The following is a 22,181-nucleotide window of genomic DNA, read 5'->3' as shown; positions in this document are numbered from 1 at the left end:
GCCGTGAGGCAAGAGGTCTTAGTAGGTGCCGAACTTGAAGTTCAGCTTGGCGCGGGCAACGAAGAAATCGTTGCTGTCGTCGTCGTCGCGGCCGGGCACGAACACCGGCAGCACGGCGCCGCCCACCGTTTCGGTGCCCACGAAGGCGCCGTTGGTGTTGCGGTCGAGGCTCACCCACAGGCCTTCGATGCCGGCGGTCAGGTTGTTGGTGAAGGCGTACTCGAAGCCCGCACCCAGCACCCAGCCGGTGCGCACGTCGTCGTCGTTGACGAAGCCGTTGAAGCCGCCGAAGCCGTTGTTGTCGTCAGCGCCGCCATAGGCGAAGCCGCCGGTGGCGTAGACGAGAGCGCGGTCGAAGGCCACACCGACGCGGGCGCGCACGGTGCCGAACCAGTCGATGCCACCGACCGTGCCGGCGGGCACGAAGGTGGCCGGGAAGCCGGCCGGCACGACGGCGATGCCGTTGGAACCGCCGAGATCCGCCCACTGCAGGTCGGCCTCGATGCCGAGCACGAACGAGCCGATCTGGTAGTTGTAGCCGATCTGGCCGCCGCCGACGAAGCCGTCGCCGTTGTCATCGCCAAACGTGACGACGCCGGAGGCGAGCGGCGCGGTCACGAAGGTGCCGGCCGGGACGAACACCGAGGCGCTGTTGTTGCTGTCCTGCCAGCCGTAGCCGGCGTTCACGCCCACATAGAAGCCGGTCCAGGTGAAGATCGGAACCGCCGCCACGATCGGCGCCGGAGGAGCCGCGCGAACCGGAAGGTCAGCAGCCGAGGCGGAAGATACGGCAAGAGCGGCACCTGCCGTAGTGGCAAGCAGGCCGAGAACAAGCTTTCTCATCATCGTCATCCCTTGTGTGAGGAGTCACGTGGAGTAGTCTATGCTTCAGTTTGTCGATAAAGCTATTGCAGGTCTGCAACACTTCTGACTTTGTTTATATGGCTCGAAATTTAGATAAAATTCGAAATACTTTTACGATGCGATTGCTTCGTGGTCTAATATTGCATAATAGGAATATTTTTAAAACCTTACCATTCGGTTGACACGTGAGAATCACTATGACCTAATCGCATTGTTTTCGGATCGACACTTCCGAAGGCGAGGAGATGACTTAACCCTGCCCTTATGGGGCAGGGTTTTTTACTAAAGACATCTCAAGTGAAGACTTCAGCCACACAAGTCCTGATCTGACGCGGTCTCACCTCGACTTCGATCGCCTGCGTCGAAGCGAAACCTTGGCGGCATCCGTAGGTGTCGCGGCTGTCTCGTAAGGCAAGGCTTGGACCTTCGTAGATCTTGATCCGCCCCTCCTTGGCCTTCTAGTCGCATCGAACGCCGGCGGAACCCCTCCGGCGGCACGACCCTGGCCGGTCACTCGGAGCCGGAAAAGAGTGGGCGGCTTCATTTTTCGCCCGACGGCTCTAAGGTACGAACAGAGTCAGAATTCCAGAAAGCGGGTACGATGAAACGCGTCCAGACGAGCAGCCTTCAGATCGCGCCGGTCCTTCATGATTTCATCGAGCGGGAGGCCGTGAACGGCACGGGGATCCTGGCCGAGGCCTTTTGGAAGGGACTCGCCGGTCTGGTGCGGGATTTCGCTCCCCGTAACCGGGAGCTCCTGGCCGTCCGCGACCGGCTGCAGGGCCGGATCGACGAATATCACCGTGCCCGCGCCGGGCAGCCCTTCGACCAAGCCGGGTATGAGAGCTTCCTGCGCGAGATCGGCTACCTCCGGGACGAGCCGGCGCGCTTCACGGTCTCGACCCGCAACGTGGACGACGAGATCGCCCGTACCGCGGGGCCGCAGCTCGTGGTGCCGGTCTCGAACGCCCGCTACGCCCTGAACGCCGCCAATGCCCGCTGGGGCAGCCTCTACGACGCGCTCTACGGCACGGACGCCCTCCCGGAAGAGGACGGCGCCGAGCGGGGCAAGGGTTACAACAAGGTGCGCGGCGCCCAGGTGGTCGCCCGCGCCCGCGATCTGCTCGACCAGATCGCCCCCCTCACGCAAGGCAGCCATCGGGACAGCATCGCCTACCGGATCGAGGGCGGAGCCCTGACGGTGGACCTGGAGGACGGAGGACAGGCGGCGCTCGTCGATCCGTCGAACCTCGTCGGCTATCAGGGCGAGGCCTCCGATCCGTCCGCCGTGCTCCTGCGCCACAACGGCCTGCATGTGGAGATCAGGGTCGACCGATCGAGCCCGATCGGCGCCGACGATCCGGCCGGCGTCGCAGACCTGGTGGTCGAGGCCGCTCTCTCCACGATCATGGACCTGGAGGACAGCGTCGCGGCGGTCGACGCGGACGACAAGGTGCAGGTCTACCGCACCTGGCTCGGTCTCATGAAGGGCGACCTCGTCGAGAGCTTCGAGAAGGGGGGCAGGACCATTGAGCGGCGCCTCAACCCGGATCGCGTCTACAAGGGACCGCTGGGCGGCGAGGTGCACCTGCACGGGCGCAGCCTCATGCTGGTGCGCAATGTCGGCCACCACATGTTCACCGACGCGGTGCTCGACGAGGCGGGGCAGGAAATCCCCGAGACGATTCTCGATGCGGCGGTCACGTCGCTGATCGCGCTTCACGATCTCAAGGAGACCGGTCCGCTCCGCAACAGCCGGACCGGATCCGTCTACATCGTCAAGCCGAAGATGCACGGACCCGACGAAGTCGCGTTCGCCAACGACCTGTTCGCGGCCGTGGAGGACATGCTCGGGCTGTCCCGCAACACGCTGAAGATGGGCATCATGGACGAGGAGCGGCGCACGACCGTGAACCTCAAGGCCTGCATCGAGGCGGCCTCGGAGCGCATCTTCTTCATCAACACCGGCTTCCTCGACCGCACCGGCGACGAGATCCACACCTCGATGGAGGCGGGTCCGATGGTGCGCAAGAACGACATGAAGGCGACGCCCTGGATCAAGGCCTACGAGGACAACAACGTGGATGTGGGTCTCGCCTGCGGCCTGCCGGGCCATGCGCAGATCGGCAAGGGCATGTGGGCCGCTCCGGACAAGATGGCCGACATGCTGGCGCAGAAGATCGGCCATCCGCAGGCCGGCGCGAACACCGCCTGGGTGCCGTCGCCCACCGCCGCGACGCTCCATGCGCTGCACTATCACGACGTGTCGGTGCAGAACCGTCAGGAGGAGCTGAGAAGCCGCCCGCACGCGAAGCTGTCGGACATCCTGACGATCCCGGTCTCCCAGTCCAACTGGGCGCCTGACGCGGTGGAGCAGGAGCTCGACAATAACTGCCAGGGCATTCTCGGCTACGTGGTGCGCTGGGTCGACCAGGGCGTCGGATGCTCCAAGGTGCCGGACATCCACGACGTGGGGCTGATGGAGGATCGCGCGACCCTGCGCATCTCGAGCCAGCACATCGCCAACTGGCTGCGCCATGGCATCGTGACCGAAGACCAGGTGATGCGGACGCTGCGCCGGATGGCCGAAGTCGTGGACCGGCAGAACGCCGGCGATCCGCTCTACCGCCCGATGGCTCCGGCCTTCGACGGCCCTGCCTTCCGGGCGGCGTGCGACCTGGTGTTCAAGGGACGCGAGCAGCCCAACGGCTACACCGAATGGATCCTGCACGAGCGTCGCCGCGAGGCGAAGTCCGCCGGCGCGCCGGACCGCGCCGAGGAGAGCGGCGTCCGCACGCGCTGACGATCCCGATGGCGCGGATTCGACCCGCATGACAGCGCATGGTGTCCACCCGGTGGACGCCGTGTGCTGTCATGAACCCTACATGGAACCGTTCTAGACCGCTCCCGAACCCAAAAAGGGAGAAGCGGATATGGACGAGAACACGACCCGCCTTCGTGCAAGCGAGCTCGAAGATTCAGGCGACGCCGGCAACAACCCGACGGCGAACCTCACGATGGGCGAGATCATCGCCGCCCGGTTCAACCGTCGCGACCTTCTGCGCGGGTCGCTTGCCGTCGCGGCCATCTCGGCCACCCTCGGCCAGCGCGCGCTCGCGGCGAACGAGCAGCCGGCCAAGAAGGGCCTGAGTCCGTCTTTCGACTTCAAGGAAATCGAGGCGGGCGTCGATCAGACCCACCACGTCGCCGAAGGCTACGACGCGCAGATCCTGCTGCGCTGGGGCGATCCGCTCTTCCCCGATACGCCGGAATTCGACCCAGCGTCGCAGACGGCCGAGAAGCAGCGGCGCCAGTTCGGCTACAACAGCGACTTCGTGGGCTACATCCCGATCGACGGCTCGAGCGACCACGGCCTTCTCGTGGTGAACCACGAATACACCAACGAGGAGCTGATGTTCCCGGGCGTCGGCGTGCAGGATGCCAAGGACATCAACTTCTCGAAGATGACCAAGGACCTCGTCGACATCGAGATGGCGGCTCATGGTGGCGCGGTGGTCGAGATCCGGCGCCGCGACGGCCGCTGGGAGGTGGTGAGGGATTCGAAGTACACGCGCCGCATCACGGCCGAGACCCCGATGGACATCACCGGTCCGGCCGCCGGCCACGACCGCATGAAGACCGCCGCCGATCCGAGTGGCCGCAAGGTCGGCGGCATGATCAACAACTGCGCCGGAGGCGTCACGCCGTGGGGCACGTGGCTGAGCTGCGAGGAGAACTTCAACGGCTACTTCTGGGGCAAGGTCGCGGACGACCATCCGGAGGCGAAGAACTACAAGCGCTACGGCCTCGGCTCGCCGGCCTATGCCTGGGGCAGGTTCCACGACCGCTTCGACCTCGCCAAGGAGCCCAACGAGCCCAACCGCTTCGGCTGGGTGGTCGAGATCGATCCGTTCGACCCGAACTTCGTGCCGAAGAAGCGCACGGCGCTCGGCCGCACGAAGCACGAGGGCGCGGCCGGCATCACCAACCAGGACGGCCGCTATGTGATCTATCTCGGCGACGACGAGCGCTTCGACTACGTCTACAAGTTCGTCACCGCCGGCAAGGTCGACCCGCAGAACCGCGCGGCCAATTTCGGCCTGCTGGACGAGGGCACGCTCTACGTCGCCAAGTACAACGCGGACGGTTCGGGCCAGTGGCTGCCGCTCGTGCAGGGCAAGGGACCGCTGACGGAGGCGAACGGCTTCAAGAGCCAGGCCGACGTCCTCGTCGAGACGCGCCGCGCGGCCGATCTCGTCGGCGCCACCAAGATGGACCGTCCCGAGGACATCGAGGCCAATCCGCAGACCGGTCGCGTCTACGTCATGCTGACGAACAACACCCGCCGCAAGGAAGAGCAGGTCGACGCCGCGAACCCGCGCGCCAACAACGCGTTCGGGCACATCGTCGAGATGGTGCCGCAGGGCGGCGATCATGCGGCGACGGCCTTCGCCTGGGAGGTGCTGGTGAAGTGCGGCGACCCGTCGGTGGCGTCCGTCGGAGCGACGTTCTCGTCGGAAACCACCAAGAACGGCTGGTTCGGCATGCCCGACAACTGCGCCATCGACAGCCAGGGCCGCCTGTGGATCTCCACCGACGGCAACAACGCCAAGGCGACCGGCCGCGCGGACGGGCTCTGGGCGCTCGAGACCGAAGGCGAGATGCGCGGCACTTCGCGGCACTTCTTCCGCGTTCCCGTCGGCGCCGAGATGTGCGGGCCCTTTTTCACTCCCAACGACGAGACCCTCTTCCTCGCGGTCCAGCATCCCGGCGAAGCGGAGGAGGGCACGCCTGCCACCTTCGAGACCCCGGCGACGCGCTGGCCCGACTTCAAGGACGGCATGCCGCCGCGCCCCTCGGTCCTCGTTGTCACCAAGCAGGGCGGCGGCAAGATCGCCTGACCCCGATGGGCGGAAATGCGAAGGGCGGCCTCTCGGCCGCCCTTCTGTTTGCGATACAGCAGGCGTCGCGCTCCGGTGCGCTCCGTCGCGGTCTCAGCTCTCGGAGGCCGTCGTGCCCTTTGCCTGCCGCGGCTTGCGGGCACGCTTGGGCTGCTCCTGGGACTTGCCGTCCGGTGTCGGGGACAACAGGTCCTGCGCCACGGCGGACACGGCGGCGATGCCGGTATTGACCACTGCACCGACAACATCCTTCGTGGCCGATGCCGCATCCGATCCGGTCCTGATCGCCGCCTTCCTGACCTTCGCGCCCGTCTCGGATTCCGCTCCATAACGGGCCAGGGCCGCGGCCGCCGCCCCGGCGGCCGCCACGAGGGCTTCGGCCAGGATCGTCCGGCCGATCTCCGATCGCAGCAGGTCGTCGAGCCAGCCGGCCTTCCGCAGGCTCTTGGGGAGCTTGAAGCCGAGAACGTCCGTTTGTGACTTCGCTTTCTTCTTCGCCATGAGGATCCATTCCAAAGGAGTGTGGCAGAGGCTCCTGTTCCATGGAACGGGATGATGACAGTTATATTGCAGTTCCTTGACGGATGCGCTGATTTTCCCGCGAGCAGGCGCCCGGCGCGGCTTACCGCGACAGGGCGTCCACCGCGCCGCCGATCAGGTTGACGCTGAGCAGATGCTCGGTCGTGAGGTCGAAGCGGACGGGCATGAGAGCCTCGGGCAGGGCCGCGATCCAGTCCCGGTATGCGCGTGCGGCCGCCACGGCCTCGGCCCGGTCAACGGCCCTGAAGCGGACGGGCGAGCCCGGGCGGAGCTGCGCGAAACGGTCGAGATCCGCGCCGATAACGGTGGCGATCTTCGGATATCCGCCTGCCGTCTGCCGGTCGCGCATGAGAACGATCGGATGGCCGCTGCCCGGGATCTGGATGTGTCCGGTCACAATCCCGTCGGACACGATGTTGAACCCCTTGGCGTGCTCGATGCGGGGGCCGGTGAGCTGGAAGCCCATGCGGTCCGCCTGCGGGCTGACCGTGAACTCCTCCGACAGGAAAGTCTCGATCGCGTCCGGCGTGAAGTAATCGTCCTGCGGACCGAGCATCACCCGGATCGGGTCCTCGCCGCCGCGAAGGTCGAGCGGCAGGTGCATCGGCTCGCCCGCCTGCGCGCCCGCATCGCAGGGAAGGCGGTCACCCGCCTTGAGCGGCGAGCCGTTCAGCCCGCCGAGGCGTGACCGCAGATGGAACGACAGGCTGCCGAGCTGCGGCTCCACCGAGAAGCCTCCGGCGACCGCGAGATACGCGAAGGTGCCGGACCGGGCATGGCCGACCTGCGCGGTCTGCCCCTCCTTCAGGATGACCGAAGTCTGCGCCGGGATCTGCGCGCCGTCGATGGTCAGGGCGCATTCGGCGCCGACCAGCGCGATGCCGAGGTCCCCACCCGCGCAGGTGAAGGCGCCGCCGAGATTGACGAACTCGATCCCGGCCGTGTCCGGAGGGTTGCCCACCAGCGCATTGGCGGCCGCGAGGGAGCGGAAGTCCATCGCGCCGGAGGGCGAGACGCCGAAACGCTGGTAACCGGCGCGCCCGTGGTCCTGGAGGCTCGTCATCGGGCCGCAGGCCTTGACCTCGAGGCTGATCATCGGCTGACCTCCTCGGCTACGGGTTCGCCTGCGAGAGCGGCCCTTTCCATCGCGTCCCAGCGGGAGGCGTCGATGGGCGCGAACACCACCTCGTCGCCGGCGGCGAGCAGGAAGGCCGGGTCGCGCTCCGGCGCGTAGCTGCGGACCGGCGTGCGGCCCAAGATATGCCAGCCGCTCGGGCATTCGATGGAGCCGACCGCCGCCTGGGCGCCGCCGATGATGATTGAGCCGCTCGGGATCTTCGCACGCGGCTGTGTGCGGCGCGGGGTGACGAGCTTCGGGTCGAGGCCCCCGAGATAGGCGAAGCCCGGCAGGAAGCCGATCATGTAGACGCGGTAGATGGCGCCCGCATGGAGGTCGATGACCTGGCGGACCGTCAGCCCGTGCCTGTCGGCGATCTCGTCAAGATCAATGCCGTACGGGTCCCCATAGAGCACGGGGACGCTCCAGCGCCTTCCGGCCGAAGCCTGGGGCGCGAGTCTTTCGGCCTCGCGGGCGAGAAGGCCCGCGAGGGCGTCGAAATCCGTCACGGTGGGATCGAACTGCACCAAGAGCGAGCGGTAGGTCGGAACGGTCTCGAGCAGGCCGGCAGGAGCCCGCTCCCGCAGGATCTCGTCGAGCGCGAGCACCTTGCCGTTGAGATCCGGATCGACCGTATCGCCGAATTCCACGGACAGGGCTCCGTCGCCGCAGGCAAGGACTCTCGGTGTGCTCACGATGCCTCGTTGGTCATGTCTCACTTGGTCACGGCCTTTCCACATCGGCCAGGATCCCGCAACGGCAGGAGGACAAGGGAGGGCATGCATCCATGGCATGAGCGGACCGAAGCCACCCTTTTCCCTGCGCCTAAGGTGGGTTTACCCTCGTTCCGCGCATCATGCTATGTCAGATCCATCGATCGGTGCCCAACCTTGAGGCATATCCGGAGCATTTCATGACCCTGCAATCCAAGACCGCCGTCGTCACCGGCTCGACCAGCGGCATCGGCCTCGCCATCGCCCTCGCCTTCGCGAAGGAGGGCGCGAACGTCGTCATCAACGGGTTCGGACCTGCGGACGAGATCGAGAAGATCCGGGCCGGCATCGAGAGCGAGTTCGGCGTCAAGGCCATCTACTCGCCCGCCGACATGTCGAAGCCGGACCAGATCGCCGGGATGATCCGTCAGGCCGAGGAGACCTTCGGGGGCGTCGACATCCTGGTCAACAACGCGGGCATCCAGCACGTGTCGCCGGTGGAGGACTTCCCGGCCGAGAAATGGGACCAGATCATCGCGATCAACCTCTCGTCCGCGTTCCACGCCATCAAGGCCGCAGTGCCCGGCATGAAGAAGCGCGGCTGGGGCCGCATCATCAACACGGCCTCGGCTCACTCGCTCGTGGCCTCGCCGTTCAAGTCGGCCTACGTTGCGGCCAAGCACGGCATCGCCGGCCTGACCAAGACTGTGGCGCTCGAAGTCGCCGGGAACGGGATCACGGTCAACTGCATCAGTCCCGGCTACGTCTGGACGCCGCTCGTCGAGAGGCAGATCCCCGACACCATGAAGGCGCGGGGGCTGACCAAGGAGCAGGTGATCAACGACGTGCTGCTCGAGGCCCAGCCCACCAAGCAGTTCGTCACGCCCGAGCAGGTCGCGGCCACCGCCGTCTTCCTCTGCTCCGACGCGGCCAGCCAGATCACCGGCGCGAACCTGTCGATGGATGGCGGCTGGACCGCCAAGTAGGCCGCAAGCATAGGCTGTCGAAGCGATCCCCGCGAGGGCCTCAGGCCCTCGCGAAGGCGTCCGTCGCCTCAACGAGGTGATGCGCGATGCCGGGTTCGGTGGCCGCATGGCCCGCATCCGGCACCATGATGAACTTGGCCTCGGGCCACGCCTTGTGCAGGTCCCAAGCGGTCTTGGCCGGGGTCGCGACATCGTAGCGGCCCTGGATGATCACGGCCGGAATGTTCCTGAGCTTGTGGGCGTCGCGGATGAGCTGCCCCTCCTCGAAGAAGCCCTCGTTGACGAAATAGTGGTTCTCGATGCGCGCGAAGGCGAGCGCGTAGTGCCCGTCGCCGAACTGGTCGCTGTAGTTCTGATCGGGGAGGAGGGTGATCGTCTCGCCCTCCCACAGGCTCCAGGCCTGCGCGGCCTCCTGCCGGACGGCCGGGTCCTCATGGGTGAGGCGCCTGCGGTAGGCGGCCATGAGGTCGCCGCGCTCCTCCTCGGGGATCGGCGCCAGGAAGCGCTCCCACTTGTCAGGGAACATCCAGGAGGCGCCCTCCTGGTAGTACCAGAGCAGCTCGGCGCGTCGTAACGTGAAGATGCCCCGAAGGATGATCTCGCTCACCCGGTCCGGGTGCGTTTCCGCGTAGGCCAGCGCCAGGGTGCTGCCCCAGGAGCCGCCGAAGACCATCCACTTGTCCACACCCAGCATCTCGCGCAGGCGCTCGATATCGGCCACGAGGTGCCAGGTGGTGTTGGCCTCGAGGCTGGCATAGGGCGTGGAGCGCCCGCAGCCGCGCTGATCGAAGAGCAGGATGCGGTACTTGTCCGGATCGAAGTAGCGCCGCTGGGTCGGCGTGCAGCCGCCGCCGGGGCCGCCATGAAGGAAGACCACAGGTTTTCCACGCGGATTTCCACAGAGCTCCCAATAGACGCGATGGCCGTCGCCCACATCGAGCATGCCGTGTTCGTAGGGTTCGATTTCCGGGTAAAGCGTGCGCATCGGGAGGGCTCCAGGAAGGGAAGCCCTTCATAGCCGGGTGCAGCCGTCATGTCAGCCGCGCCTCCGGAATTGCCGAGCCGGCTCACGACCCTTGGTGCACAATCGCAAAACAGTGGCGCGTCGTCGCAGTGTCATATAGTTTTGCAACTGGGGAACACGGGCCGAACCCGGACCACAATGGAGGAATATGATGTTGACCAAACGCGCCAGCCTGAAGCTGGCCACGGCTCTTGCCGCACTCATGGTTGCAGGCACGGCACATGCCGCCGAGAAGCTGCGGCTCCTGACCTGGGCTGATTACGCACCGGCAGACGTCATCCAGCAATTCACCAAGGAAACCGGCATCGAGGTTGAGGTCACCCTCTCGAACAACGAGGAAATGATCTCGAAGCTGCGTGCGACTCAGGGCGCGGGCTTCGATCTCGTCCAGCCGAGCCAGGACCGCATCGCCGGCCCGCAGACGGAATTCGGCATCTACAAGCCGCTCGACCTGTCGAAGCTCAAGTCCGATCTCTTCATCGGCTCGATGCTCGAGGCCACGAAGAAGAACACCACCATCGACGGCAAGGTTTACGGCGTTCCCCACATCTGGGGCACCGACGGCCTGATCGTGAACACCAAGGTGGCTCCCGCCGTCGCCGACTACAACGACCTGTGCAGCCAGGCCGTCGCCGGCAAGGCGAGCTTCCGCGCCAAGCGTCCGACGCTCATCGCCTTCGCGTTCGCCAACGGCATGGATCCCTTCGCGTCCTACAAGGACCCGAAGGCCTACACGGCCATGATGGAGAAGGTCGGCGCGAAGCTCGCCGAGTGCAAGAAGAACGTGAAGTTCTTCTGGGACGGCAAGGACCAGCTCCTGAACGCCATCCGCTCGGGCGAGATCGTCGCCGCCATGGCCTGGGACACGGGCGGCTGGAAGCTCAACTCCGAGAACCCGGACATCAAGTTCATCGCTCCGAAGTCCGGCGCGCTCGGCTGGGTCGACACCTTCGCGATTCCCGCCAAGGGCCGCAATGACGACGCCGCCTACAAGTGGATCAACTTCAACATGCGGCCCGAGATCGCCGCGAAGGTCGCCGCCTCCGCCGGCAACTTCACGGCCTCGAACGGCGCCGACAAGCTCATGCAGGGCAAGCTGAAGGACCAGTTCGCCGAAAGCTTCCCGAAGGCCGCCATCGACAACATCAAGTGGTACCCGGCCGTGCCGGCCGGCATCGAGGAGATCGAGGGCAAGATCCTCGACCGCCTGAAGGCCGGCTCGTAATCGCCTCACCCGATGTTCATCGTCCCCCGGCTCGTCCCGGGGGACGACTTTTTGCGTGCTCAGCGTCCATGGCAACCACCTCCGATCTCGACCTCGTCAACGTCACGAAGCGCTTCGGCTCCCATGCGGCCGTCGATGACGTGACCTTCAGCGTCGCCCCCGGCGAATTCTTCTCGATCCTCGGCCCCTCCGGCTGCGGCAAGACCACGCTCATGCGCATGATCGCCGGCTTCGAGAACCCGACCTCCGGCGACATCCGCATCCGCGGCAAGTCGATGGTCGGCGTTCCGGCCAACCGCCGGCCGGTCAACATGGTGTTCCAGAGCCTCGCGCTCTTCCCAATGATGAACGTGGGCGAGAACGTCGCCTACGGCCTGACCTGCCGCGGCGTTTCGCGCAGCGAGGCGGAGGAGCGGGCGAACCGCATGCTGGAGCGCGTCGGCCTGAAAGGGTTCGGCGAGCGCCGGGTGACGGCCCTCTCCGGCGGCCAGCGTCAGCGCGTGGCGATCGCCCGCTGCCTCGTGCTGGAGCCGACCCTCGTGCTGCTCGACGAGCCGCTTGGCGCCCTCGACCTCAAGCTGCGCGAGCACATGAAGATCGAGCTCAAGCAGCTGCAGGCGACCTTCAACACCACCTTCGCGTACATCACCCACGACCAGTCCGAAGCGCTCGTGATGTCGGACCGGATCGCCGTCATGAACCAGGGGCGCTTCGAGCAGGTGGGCAGCCCGCGCGAGCTCTACCACAACCCGGCAACGCCCTTCGTGGCGAGCTTCGTGGGCGAGACGAACCGCTGGCAGGGCGAGGTCGTGTCCTCGTCGGGTGGAACCGTCGCCCTGCAGCTTCCTTCGGGAACGGTCACCCAGGGAACGGGCCACGCCCTGCAGAAATCCGCCGTCGCGTTCGTGCGGCCGGAGGCGGTCGCCCTGGCTCAGAGCCAGCCGGCCTTGCGCGATCTCCCCAACCGCTTCGAGGGAAGGGTGTCGGCCGTGCTGTTCGACGGCGCCAATTCGAGCCTGCTCATCGACACGCTGGGCTTCGATCAGCCCGTGCGCGCGGTGCTGCCCCAGGCCGGGCCGCTCGCGGGAATCGAGGTCGGCGCGCCGATCCATGTGGGCTGGACGGCGGACGCCATGAAAGTCTTCGCCGCATGAACCCGACGCAGCGCCTCGCCCTGTTCGTCCTGCTGGCGCCGGCCATCCTGTGGCTCGGACTGCTGATTGTCCTGCCGCATGTGGAGATCCTGATCCTCTCCTTCAGCGAGCGCGTGGCGCCGCGTGTCTACGCGTTCGGCGCGGGCAACTATCTCGAATTCTTCACCGAGCCGCTCTACTGGCGTACCTTCGCGCGCACGGCCATCATGTCGATCGCCGTGACGGCGATCACCCTCGTCCTGGCCTTCCCGATCGCACTCTACATCGCGCGCGTGGCGCAGGGGCGGCTCAAGGCCATGCTGCTGCTGCTGTGCCTCCTGCCGTTCTGGGTGTCGGAACTGGTCCGCACGCTCGGCTGGATGATCCTGCTGCGGGAGACCGGCGTCGTCTCCTACCTCCTGCGCGCCGCGGGCCTCGCGGACCAGCCGGTGGAACTGCTCTACAACGACGGCGCGGTGATCCTCGGCCTTGTCTATGGCGGCCTGCTCTTCATGATCGTGCCGCTCGCCAATGCGCTGGAGAGTCTGGAGCCGGCAGTGGTCGAGGCCGGGTTCGATCTCGGCGGCAGCCGCTGGACGGTTCTGCGCCGCATCGTCATTCCCCACGCCATGCCGGGCATCGTCGCAGGCTCGATCATCGTCTTCATGCTGACGGTCGGAAATTTCGCGACGCCGGTCCTGCTCGGCGGCAAGAACGGCCTGTGGTTCACGGAGCAGATCTACGCCCAGTTCATCACCCGGTTCAACTGGCCGCAGGGCTCGGCCTTCGGCATGCTCCTGCTGCTGCTCTCCTCCGCCATCGTCTGGGCGGGCCTGCGCCTGACCGGGCAGAGCCTCGGCACCACCTTGAGGCAGGCCTGACATGAACCGTCCGTCCATTCTCTGGAAGCTCTACATCGCGGCGTTCTACCTGTTCCTGTTCGCGCCGCTCCTGGTCGTGGCGATCTTCGCCTTCAATGCCAGCCCATTCCCGTCGCCGCCGTGGCGGGGCTTCACTTTCGCTTGGTTCACCGGCGACGGCTCGGCCTTCGGCAAGCCCGGCGTGCTGATGGATCCGATCTGGCTCGACAGCATCGTCAACAGCCTCAAGGTGGCGGTGCCCGTGGCGCTCCTCGCCGTGCTTCTGGGCACGGTGAACGCATGGGTGCTGGAGCGCGCGGAGTTCCGCGGCAAGACGTTTCTGGCCATGATGATGCTCTGGCCGCTCGTCATCCCGGGCGTGGTGCTCGGCATCTCGATCCTGGCCTTCTTCTCGCGCGTGGCGAACGGCCTCGAGGAATGGCTTCAGACCGATCTCGACTTCCTGCGGCCGGGGCTGCCCCTGGTGGTGCTCGGGCAGCTCTCGTTCATCCTGACGATCTCGACTCTGATCATCGCGGCGCGTCTGCGCAAGTTCGACCGGTCCCTGGAGGAGGCGGCGTTCGACCTCGGGGCCAGCCGGGCGCGGGTGCTGCGCACCGTCACGGTGCCTTTCCTGCGGCCGGCCCTGATCGGCGCCGGGCTCGTGGCGCTCCTCATGTCGTTCGAGAACTTCAACACGACCCTGATGCTGGTGGGCTCCGACGCGCCGCTGCCGATCACCATGTACGGCCAGATGCGCGAGGGCGCCTCGCCGGCGATCAACGCCGTCAGCCTGTTCCTGATGCTGGCGGTCGGCGGGATCGCGAGCCTCTTCGCCCTCACGTCGAAGGCGCAGGCTTGAGGAAGACCTGAGGGCTCAATGCCCCCAGGTGCGCTCCAGAACGTCGACCCAGTTCTCGTAGCAGATCTTGCGCACGGTCGCTTCGTCGTAGCCGTGCCGGCGCATGGCGTCGACGAGGCGCGGCAGGCCGCGCACGTCGCCGATCTCGGCGGGGATCGTGGCGCCGTCGAAGTCCGAGCCGAGGCCGACGCCGTCGACGCCCACGTGCTCGATCAGGTGGTCCATGTGGCGGATCATCTCCTCGAGCGGCGTGTCGTCGTTGCGCATGCCGTCGGGGCGGATGAACGAGGTGGCGAAGTTCACGCCCACCATGCCGCGGCTCTCGCGGATCGCCGCCAGCTGCTTGTCCGTGAGGTTGCGCGAGTGTGGGCAGACCGCGTGCGCGTTCGAATGGGTCGCGACCAGCGGCGCGTCCGACAGCCGGACCACGTCCCAGAAGCCCTTCTCGTTGAGGTGCGAGAGGTCGAGCATGATCTTGAGGCGGTTGCAGGCCTTGACCAGCTCGATCCCGCGATCGGTCAGGCCGGGGCCGGTGTCGGGCGAGGACGGATAGCGGAACGGGACGCCATGGCCGAAGATGTTGGACCGGCTCCAGACCGGTCCGATGGAACGCAGGCCGCTTTCGTAGAGGACGTCCAGCATGGCGAGGTCGGGGTCGATGCCCTCCGCGCCCTCGATGTGCAGGATGGCGGCCAGGATGCCGTTGTCGATGCAGTGGCGGATGTCGGCGGCACTGCGGCAGATCTTCACCTCGCCGTTCGAGGCGCGCTCGATCCGGATCAGCAGGGAGGCCATCTGCACGGTGACGCGCTGGCTCGGCCCGAGCTCGAGCTGCGGCGGCAGCGGCACGTCGTATTGCGGGCGTGCCATCAGGGCGTCGACATCGACGCCGCCTGTCGCGTCCGACGGCACGTAGACGGCGAAGAACCCGCCGACGAAGCCGCCTTCCTTCATGCGCGGCCAGTCGAGGTGGCCGATGTTGTCGCCTTCCAGGAAGGCGCGCTCCGGCTCGGCCTTGCCGCGGACGAGGCGGAGGAGAACGTCGTTGTGGCCGTCGAAGACCGGCATCAGGGATGTGCGAGGCATGGTTTTATGTGACCGGGTTGGGGCGGATTGAAGAACTCAAACGGCGATGGAGGTCGAGTCGGGCGCGGCGCGCGAATAGCCCTGACTCGCCTGGATCAGCGACTGGGTGTAGCTGTTCGAGGCCTGGCTGGTCCTCAGGGCCGCGGCACTCGTCTCCTCGATGGCCTCGCCATGACGCATCACGAGCAGCCGCTCGCACAGATGCGCCACCACCGCGAGGTCGTGGCTCACCAGGATGTAGGTCAGTCCCATCTTGCGGCGCAGCTCGTCGAGGAGGTTCAGGATCTCCGCCTGCACCGACGCGTCGAGCGCCGAGGTCGGCTCGTCGAGGAGCAAGACCTTCGGGCGCAGGATCAGCGCGCGTGCGATGGCGATGCGCTGCCGCTGGCCGCCGGAGAGCTGGTGCGGATAGCGGAAGCGGAACGACGAGCCGAGCCCGACTTCGCGCAGGGCCTGGAGGATGCGGGCTTCCGCGTCCTTCTCGCCGTGGATGGCGAGAGGCTCGGACAGGATCCGGTCGACCGTATGGCGTGGGTGGAGCGACGCATAAGGGTCCTGGAAGACCATCTGCACGGTGCGGTAGAAGTCCTTGCCCCGCGGCGTCGTAACCTCCCTGCCGTCGACGGAGACGCGCCCGTCGGAGATCGGCGCAAGGCCGCAGATGGCGCGCAGGACCGTGGACTTGCCGGAGCCGGATTCGCCTACGAGGCCGTAGGATTCGCCCGCCGCGACGTGGAAGCTGACGTTCTTGACCGCCTCGACCCGGAGGCGGCCGGTTCCGAAGACGACGTGAAGATTTTGAATATCGAGCATCGGCTCTGTCACTGTGCCCAGGCAGGATCACGGTTCAGGGTGGGAAGCGGGCGAACGTCGTTCGCCAGCGTCGGCAGGCAGCTCATCAGCCCTTGCGTATACGGGTGCTTGGCCTCCCGCAGATGCTTGGCCTCGAGCTCCTCGACCACGCGCCCGGCATACATGACGAGCACCCGGTCGCAGAACGACGAGACCAGCTTCAGGTCGTGCGAGATGAAGATGAGCCCCATGCCGCGCTCCGACACGAGCTCGTCGAGGATGCGCAGGATCTCCATGGAGACCGTCACGTCCAGCGCCGAGGTCGGCTCGTCGGCGATGAGCAGGTCGGGCTCGGTCACGAGCATCATGGCGATCATGGCGCGCTGGCCCATGCCGCCCGAGACCTCGTGCGGATAGAGCGCGAACACGCGGCCGGGATCGCGCATCTTCACGGCCTCCAGCATGGCGAGCGCCCGGTCGCGGGCCTCGCCCCGTCCGGCCTTCGCGTGCGCCTGGTAGGCCTCGATGATCTGCTCGCCGATGGTCATGACCGGGTTCAGTGAGTATTTCGGGTCCTGCATCACCATGCTGATGCGCCCGCCGCGCAAGGTGCGCAGGGTACGCCTCGAGGCGGTGAGGAGGTCGATGCCGTCGAAGGCCAGGCGCCCGGCCGTGACCTCACCGGGCGGCGGGGTGAGCCCGAGGATGGCGCGGCCGGTCTGCGACTTGCCGGAGCCGGACTCGCCCACGATGCCGAGGCGCTCGCGGCCGAGCTGGAAGGACACGCCCCGCACCGCCTCGACGGTGCCGGTGCGCAGGTGGAAGCGGACACGCAGGTCTTCGACTTCGAGAAGCGGCTTCGTCATTTGGCGGCCTTCGGATCGAGGACGTCGCGCAGGCCGTCGCCCAGCAGGTTGAAGCCGAGGCTCACCACGAAGATGGCCAAGCCCGGCATGGCGGCGACCCACCATTGGTCGATGAGGTAGTTGCGGCCCGTCGCCACCATGGCGCCCCATTCGGGCATGGGCGGCTGCGCGCCGAGGCCGAGGAAGCCGAGGCCCGCGGCGGTCAGGATGATGCCGGCCATGTCCAGCGTCACGCGCACGATGAGCGACGAGATGCACAGGGGCACCACGTGGCCGAGGATGATCCGCGGCGTGGAGGCGCCCTGGAGCTTCACGGCCGCGATGAAGTCGCTGTTGCGGATCGTGAGCGTCTCGGCACGCGCGATGCGGGCATAGGGGGGCCAGGAGGTGATCGCGATGGCGATGATGGCGTTCTCGATCCCTGGGCCCAAGGCCGCCACGAAGGCAAGCGCGAGGATCAGGCGCGGGAAGGCCAGGAAGATGTCGGTGATGCGCATCAGCACCGTGTCGACCCAGCCGCCGAGATAGCCGGAGACCGTGCCGACCAGCAGCCCGATCGGCGTCGCGATCAGCGCCACGAGCACGACGACGAACAGGGTGATGCGCGAGCCGTAGACCACGCGCGAGAAGATGTCCCGCGCCTGGTCGTCGGTGCCGAACCAGTAGGTCTCGCTCGGCGGCAGCAAGCGCTGCGTGCGCAGGTCGCCGCCGGCGATCGGCGAATAGGGCGCGATCACGTCGGCGAAGATCGCCACGAGGATCAGAAGAATGACGACGCCGAGGCCGACCACGGCGAGCGGATTCCTGCTGAACGCGCGCCAGCCGAGATAGAAGCGGCCGAGCCGCGCCTGCGAGCGCGAGCCGGGCTCCGGCGAGAGCAGCCATGCCCGCAGGCCGGAGGGTTGGGGAAGGGGAGGGGCGCCGGCCATCAGCGTGTCCTCGGATCGAGAAGGCGGTAGAGCAGGTCGGACACGAGATTGAGCAGCACGAAGACTGCGCCGATCACGAGGGTGCCGCCGAGCACCGCGTTCATGTCCGCGTTCTGGAGCGAATTGGTGATGTACTGGCCGAGTCCCGGCCAGGCGAAGACCGTTTCGGTCAGCACGGAGCCTTCGAGCAGGTTCGCATAGGAGAGGGCGATCACCGTCACCAGCGGCACGGCCGCGTTGCGCAGGGCGTGGCGCCAGATCACGCGCATCTCCGACAGGCCCTTCACCCGCGCGGCGATCACGTATTCCTGCGCGAGCTCGTTGAGCATGAAGGAGCGCGTCATGCGGCTGATGTAGGCGAGCGAGAAGTAGCCCAGCAGGCAGGCCGGCAGGATGACGTGCGAGACCGCGTCCCAGAACGCGTCCCACTGACCCTGCATGGCCGTGTCGAGCAGCACGATGCCCGTGACGGGGGTGTAGAGATAGGAATAGGTCACGTCGATGCGCCCGGGTCCCGCCACCCAGCCGAGCTTGGCGTAGAACAGCAGGAGGCCCATCAGCCCGAGCCAGAAGATCGGCACGGAATAGCCGACGAGGCCGACGAGGCGGACGAACTGGTCGAGAAGGCTGCCGCGCTTCACGGCGGCGAGGACGCCGAGCGGGATGCCGAAGAGCGTGCCGATGAGTGTGCCGAGGGTGGCGAGCTCCAGCGTCGCGGGAAACACGTTGGCGATGTCCGTCAGCACCGGATTCGTGGTGAGGACCGAATTGCCGAAATCGCCGGTCACGGCCTTCTTCACGTAGATCACGAACTGTTCGGCCAGCGGTCTGTCGAGGCCGAGTTCGGTGCGCACCCGCTCGTAGACCTGGGGCGGGGCGCGGTCGCCCACGATGGCGATCACCGGATCGATCGGAACGACCCGGCCGATGAAGAAGGTCACGGCGGCAAGACCCAGGAGGGTCGTCATCAGGACGATGACGAACTGCGCCGTACTCTTAAGGAAGGAGCGGAGGGCACTGACGTGCCCTCCGCCCCGGTTCATGACTGCAGATGCCATTGAATCGTCAGTTCTTCTTCGCCTTGGAGGAGTCGTTGTCGCTGAAGGACGGGCCGAGGACGAAGTCCTTCACGTTCTTGCGCACGGCCGCGACTTCCGTCTGCTGCAGGAAGATCACGAACGGGCCGTCGTCGAGGACCGCCTTCTGGAGCTCCTTGTACATCTGCGCGCGCTTCTCCGCGTCACGCTCCATGACGGCGGCGCGGGTCTTCGCGGTCAGCGGGCCCGGATCCCACGCGTTGCGCCATGCCAGGGGCTTGGCCTTCGCGTTGTCCGAGTTGTCGTCGTTCGCCGCGAAGGTGTCGGCATTGGAGTTCGGGTCCTGATAGTCCGAGCCCCAGTTGCCGATGTAGATGTCGTGCTGGCGGGCGCGGTACTTGGTGAGGGCCTGCTTCGAGTCCATCGGCAGGATCTCGAGCTTGATGCCCGCCTGCGCGAAGGTCGACTGCATCGCCTGGGCGATGCCGGTGATATCGGACGTCGAGCGGGTGTCCATCGTCACCGTGAAGCCGTCCTTCAGGCCGGCCTGGGCGAGGAGCTCCTTCGCCTTGGCGACGTCGAGCTTGTAGGGATTGTCCGTCTCGGCGCCGAGGAAGCCCTTGGGCAGGAAGTTCTGGTGAACGTCGCCCTTGTACTTCATGATCGTGTCGGCGATGGCCGCGTAGTCGACGAGGTACTTCAGGGCCTTGCGGACCTCGGGCTTCGCCAGGTTCGGGTTCTTCTGGTTCAGGCCCAGATAATAGACCGTTCCCTTCGGGGCGCTCTGGATCTGAATGTCCGGGTTCTTGGAGACGGCGGCTATCTCCTCCGGGTTCAGGTTGCGGGCGATGTCGATGTCGCCCTTCTCGAGCAGCAGGCGCTGGCTGGCGGTTTCCTTGATGTGGCGGAAGATCACGCGGGCGAGCGGAGTCTTCTGCTCGTAGTTCGGGTTGCGCTCGAGGACGAGAACCTCGTTCGCCTTCCAGTCGCGCATGATGTACGGGCCGGAGCCGGCATACTTGGTCTTCAGCCAGTTATAGCCCCAGTCGCCGTCCTTCTCGTTCTGCACGAGCAGCTTCTTGTCGACGATCGACGCGACGGAGTTGCCGAGGCAGTAGAGGACCAGGGTCGGCGCGTAGGGCTTGTCGACCTCGAAGGTCATCTCCAGCGGGCCGGTCTGCTTGACCTTGTCCTTCACGTTGTCCTTCGTCAGGCCGAACTGGCCGAGGATGAAGGCCGGGGACTTGTCGAGCGCCACGGCGCGGTGGATCGAATACACCACGTCTTCCGCGGTGATCGGGTTGCCGGACGCGAACTTCTTGTTCGGGCGGATCTTGAACGTGTAGGTCTTGCCGTCGTCCGACACGGTCCAGGACTCGGCGACCTGTCCGGAGATCTTGGACACGTCCTTGATGTCGTACTGGATCAGGCGCTCGTAGGTGTTGCCGATGATCTCGGAGGCGCTGAACTCGAACACCTCGGCCGGATCGAGCGAGATGATGTCGTCGCTCTGCCAGGCCTGGACGAGGGTGTCCGGCGGCGTCGCGGCCTGAACGGCGGCGAAGGAGGTCGCCATGGTGGCGACCATGGCGGCGGATAGGAGGAATTTCGGAAGTCGCTTCATTGGCCAGTTCCCTTGCGGCGCTGAAGATGCGCCGACTGTGCACCGGTAAGAATGCAGATCGCACAGGCTCTGTCGAGTCTATCAACTGGTTTTAAACTGGCAAACCTTTTGCAGCATGATTAAACCGCGTGCAGCGCCGATGCCGCTTGGCCTCCCGGGCTTCCTGTGGCAAAGGCTCCTGGGCCCCGAAGCTGGATGAAACAACGTGTCTGACGAAGCCAAGAAACCCGCCGCCAACACCATGTGGGGAGGACGTTTCTCCTCGTCCCCGAGCGCCCTGATGGAGGCGATCAACGCCTCGATCGACTTCGACAGGCGCCTGGCCTCGCAGGACATCCAGGGCTCCATCGCACACAGCGCCATGCTGGCGAAGCAGGGTATCATCGCCGAGAGCGACCGCGACGCCATTCATGCCGGGTTGCAGCGGGTGCTTGGCGAGATCGAGTCCGGCAGCTTCACCTTCTCGACCGCCCTGGAAGACATTCACATGAACGTGGAGAGCCGGCTGCGCGAGATCGTCGGCGATCCGGCGGCGCGCCTGCACACGGCCCGCAGCCGCAACGACCAGGTCGCCACGGACGCGCGGCTCTGGGTGCGCGAGGCGCACGACCGGACCGACGAGCAGCTCACCAATCTGATCAAGGCGCTCCTCGACAAGGCGGAGCAGCATGCCGCCACCGTCATGCCGGGCTTCACCCATCTCCAGAGCGCCCAGCCGGTGACCTTTGGGCACCACCTGATGGCCTATGTGGAGATGTTCGGCCGCGACCGCGGCCGCATCCGCGATTCCCGCCGGCGCCTGAACGAGTGCCCGCTCGGGGCCGGAGCGCTCGCCGGGACGTCCTTCCCGATCGACCGGCACATGACCGCCAAGGTCCTCGGCTTCGACGGCCCGACCCGCAACTCCCTCGATTCCGTATCCGACCGGGACAGCCTGCTGGAGTTCATGGCCGCCACCTCGATCTGCGCCGTGCACCTGTCGCGCCTCGCCGAAGAGATCATCATCTGGATGTCGGCGCCCTTCGGCTTCGTGCGGCTGCCCGACCGCTGGACCACCGGGTCCAGCATGATGCCGCAGAAGCGCAACCCCGACGCGGCGGAGCTGGTGCGTGGCAAGACCGGACGCGTGATCGGCTCCCTGGTGTCCCTGCTCACCGTCATGAAGGGCCTGCCGCTGGCCTATTCCAAGGACATGCAGGAGGACAAGGAGCAGCTCTTCGACGCGGCGGACACGATCGAGATCGTGCTCGCGGCCACGACCGGCATGATCCAGGACCTGGAGCCGGTGCCGGAGCGCATGGCGGCGGTGGCAGGGGCCGGGTTCTCGACCGCGACGGATCTTGCCGACTGGCTGGTGCGCAGCCTCGGCATCCCGTTCCGCGACGCCCACCACATCACCGGCCGGATCGTGTCCGAGGCCGAGCGGCGCGGCTGCAGCCTAGAGGAGCTGCCCCTCGACGCCATGCAGGCGGTCGAGCCGCGCATCCACCAGGGCATCTACGACGTGCTCGGCGTCGAGAACTCGGTCCGCTCCCGGACGAGCTTCGGCGGCACCTCGCCGGTGCGGGTGGCGGAGCAGGTCGCCTGGTGGAAGACCCAGCTCTGATCCCGGCCACGCCGGA

19 protein-coding genes are annotated in these 22,181 nt (G+C 66.5%); 8 read left to right on the top strand and 11 right to left on the bottom strand.

Annotated features, from left to right (window positions below; genetic code table 11):
* Positions 1–18: 18 nt before the first annotated feature.
* Complete coding sequence (locus DES45_RS12500; protein WP_342633522.1) at positions 19–846, bottom strand: outer membrane protein; 828 nt, start codon at positions 844–846, stop codon at positions 19–21.
* Between the two features lie 619 nt (positions 847–1,465).
* On the opposite strand from DES45_RS12500, the gene DES45_RS12495 reads away from it, so the two are divergent.
* Together DES45_RS12495 and DES45_RS12490 are read left to right on the top strand one after the other, a co-directional pair.
* Positions 1,466–3,667 carry a malate synthase G gene (locus DES45_RS12495; protein ID WP_114770331.1) on the top strand — a complete coding sequence of 734 codons (2,202 nt, stop codon included), beginning with the start codon at positions 1,466–1,468 and terminating at the stop codon, positions 3,665–3,667.
* Between the two features lie 130 nt (positions 3,668–3,797).
* On the top strand, positions 3,798–5,765 hold the full coding sequence (locus DES45_RS12490) for a PhoX family protein (RefSeq protein ID WP_114770330.1): 1,968 nt from the start codon (positions 3,798–3,800) through the stop codon (positions 5,763–5,765).
* Positions 5,766–5,858: 93 nt separating this feature from the next.
* On the opposite strand, the gene DES45_RS12485 is transcribed toward DES45_RS12490, so the two are convergent.
* The 3 genes from DES45_RS12485 to pxpB all read right to left on the bottom strand — a co-directional run bounded on the left by DES45_RS12485 (position 5,859) and on the right by pxpB (position 8,162).
* Entirely contained in the window at positions 5,859–6,266 is a 408-nt protein-coding gene (locus DES45_RS12485) for a hypothetical protein (protein WP_147282395.1), read from the bottom strand.
* Positions 6,267–6,387: 121 nt separating this feature from the next.
* Positions 6,388–7,401, bottom strand: a complete 1,014-nt coding sequence (locus DES45_RS12480; RefSeq protein WP_114770328.1) for a 5-oxoprolinase subunit C family protein — start codon at positions 7,399–7,401, stop codon at positions 6,388–6,390.
* Positions 7,398–8,162: a 5-oxoprolinase subunit PxpB gene (gene pxpB / locus DES45_RS12475; RefSeq protein WP_114770327.1), complete on the bottom strand. Its 765-nt coding sequence runs from the start codon at positions 8,160–8,162 to the stop codon at positions 7,398–7,400. Before pxpB ends, DES45_RS12480 begins: the two co-directional genes overlap by 4 nt.
* Before the next feature lie 173 nt (positions 8,163–8,335).
* Here pxpB and DES45_RS12470 point away from each other — a divergent pair, with 173 nt between their 5' ends.
* Positions 8,336–9,121: a 3-hydroxybutyrate dehydrogenase gene (locus tag DES45_RS12470; RefSeq protein WP_114770326.1), complete on the top strand. Its 786-nt coding sequence runs from the start codon at positions 8,336–8,338 to the stop codon at positions 9,119–9,121.
* Positions 9,122–9,161: 40 nt separating this feature from the next.
* Here DES45_RS12470 and pip read toward each other — a convergent pair whose 3' ends face one another.
* Complete coding sequence (gene pip, locus DES45_RS12465) at positions 9,162–10,106, bottom strand: prolyl aminopeptidase (protein WP_114770325.1); 945 nt, start codon at positions 10,104–10,106, stop codon at positions 9,162–9,164.
* A gap of 187 nt (positions 10,107–10,293) precedes the next feature.
* Between pip and DES45_RS12460 the strand changes: the two genes are divergently transcribed.
* The 4 genes from DES45_RS12460 to DES45_RS12445 all read left to right on the top strand — a co-directional run bounded on the left by DES45_RS12460 (position 10,294) and on the right by DES45_RS12445 (position 14,225).
* Positions 10,294–11,370, top strand: coding sequence for an extracellular solute-binding protein (locus tag DES45_RS12460; protein ID WP_245571698.1), 1,077 nt, complete (start codon positions 10,294–10,296; stop codon positions 11,368–11,370).
* Positions 11,371–11,438: 68 nt separating this feature from the next.
* The gene (locus DES45_RS12455) at positions 11,439–12,524 is read left to right on the top strand and encodes an ABC transporter ATP-binding protein (RefSeq protein ID WP_114770323.1); all 1,086 of its coding nucleotides are present in this window, start codon (positions 11,439–11,441) and stop codon (positions 12,522–12,524) included.
* On the top strand, positions 12,521–13,384 hold the full coding sequence (locus DES45_RS12450; protein WP_114770322.1) for an ABC transporter permease: 864 nt from the start codon (positions 12,521–12,523) through the stop codon (positions 13,382–13,384). The genes DES45_RS12455 and DES45_RS12450 overlap by 4 nt, the downstream gene beginning before the upstream one ends.
* 1 nt (position 13,385) lies before the next feature.
* Complete coding sequence (locus DES45_RS12445; RefSeq protein ID WP_114770321.1) at positions 13,386–14,225, top strand: ABC transporter permease; 840 nt, start codon at positions 13,386–13,388, stop codon at positions 14,223–14,225.
* Positions 14,226–14,240: 15 nt separating this feature from the next.
* Here the strand turns inward: DES45_RS12445 and DES45_RS12440 are convergent, their stop codons facing one another.
* From DES45_RS12440 to DES45_RS12415, 6 genes are all read right to left on the bottom strand, one after another.
* On the bottom strand, positions 14,241–15,311 hold the full coding sequence (locus DES45_RS12440) for a dipeptidase (protein WP_114770320.1): 1,071 nt from the start codon (positions 15,309–15,311) through the stop codon (positions 14,241–14,243).
* Positions 15,312–15,347: 36 nt separating this feature from the next.
* On the bottom strand, positions 15,348–16,124 hold the full coding sequence (locus DES45_RS12435) for an ABC transporter ATP-binding protein (protein WP_114770319.1): 777 nt from the start codon (positions 16,122–16,124) through the stop codon (positions 15,348–15,350).
* Between the two features lie 8 nt (positions 16,125–16,132).
* Positions 16,133–16,969: an ABC transporter ATP-binding protein gene (locus DES45_RS12430; RefSeq protein ID WP_114770318.1), complete on the bottom strand. Its 837-nt coding sequence runs from the start codon at positions 16,967–16,969 to the stop codon at positions 16,133–16,135.
* Positions 16,966–17,898 carry an ABC transporter permease gene (locus tag DES45_RS12425; protein ID WP_114770317.1) on the bottom strand — a complete coding sequence of 311 codons (933 nt, stop codon included), beginning with the start codon at positions 17,896–17,898 and terminating at the stop codon, positions 16,966–16,968. Before DES45_RS12425 ends, DES45_RS12430 begins: the two co-directional genes overlap by 4 nt.
* A complete protein-coding gene (locus DES45_RS12420; RefSeq protein ID WP_425374284.1) occupies positions 17,898–18,866 on the bottom strand; it encodes an ABC transporter permease in 969 nt (322 codons plus the stop codon). The genes DES45_RS12425 and DES45_RS12420 overlap by 1 nt, the downstream gene beginning before the upstream one ends.
* 97 nt (positions 18,867–18,963) lie before the next feature.
* Positions 18,964–20,559, bottom strand: a complete 1,596-nt coding sequence (locus tag DES45_RS12415; protein ID WP_114770315.1) for an ABC transporter substrate-binding protein — start codon at positions 20,557–20,559, stop codon at positions 18,964–18,966.
* A gap of 241 nt (positions 20,560–20,800) precedes the next feature.
* Between DES45_RS12415 and argH the strand changes: the two genes are divergently transcribed.
* Positions 20,801–22,165 carry an argininosuccinate lyase gene (gene argH / locus DES45_RS12410; protein ID WP_114770491.1) on the top strand — a complete coding sequence of 455 codons (1,365 nt, stop codon included), beginning with the start codon at positions 20,801–20,803 and terminating at the stop codon, positions 22,163–22,165.
* Positions 22,166–22,181 lie beyond the last annotated feature (16 nt).

Origin of the sequence: Microvirga subterranea (assembly GCF_003350535.1) — a bacterium.
Taxonomy (GTDB): domain Bacteria; phylum Pseudomonadota; class Alphaproteobacteria; order Rhizobiales; family Beijerinckiaceae; genus Microvirga; species Microvirga subterranea.
This window is presented reverse-complemented; position numbering and strand designations above follow the sequence as displayed.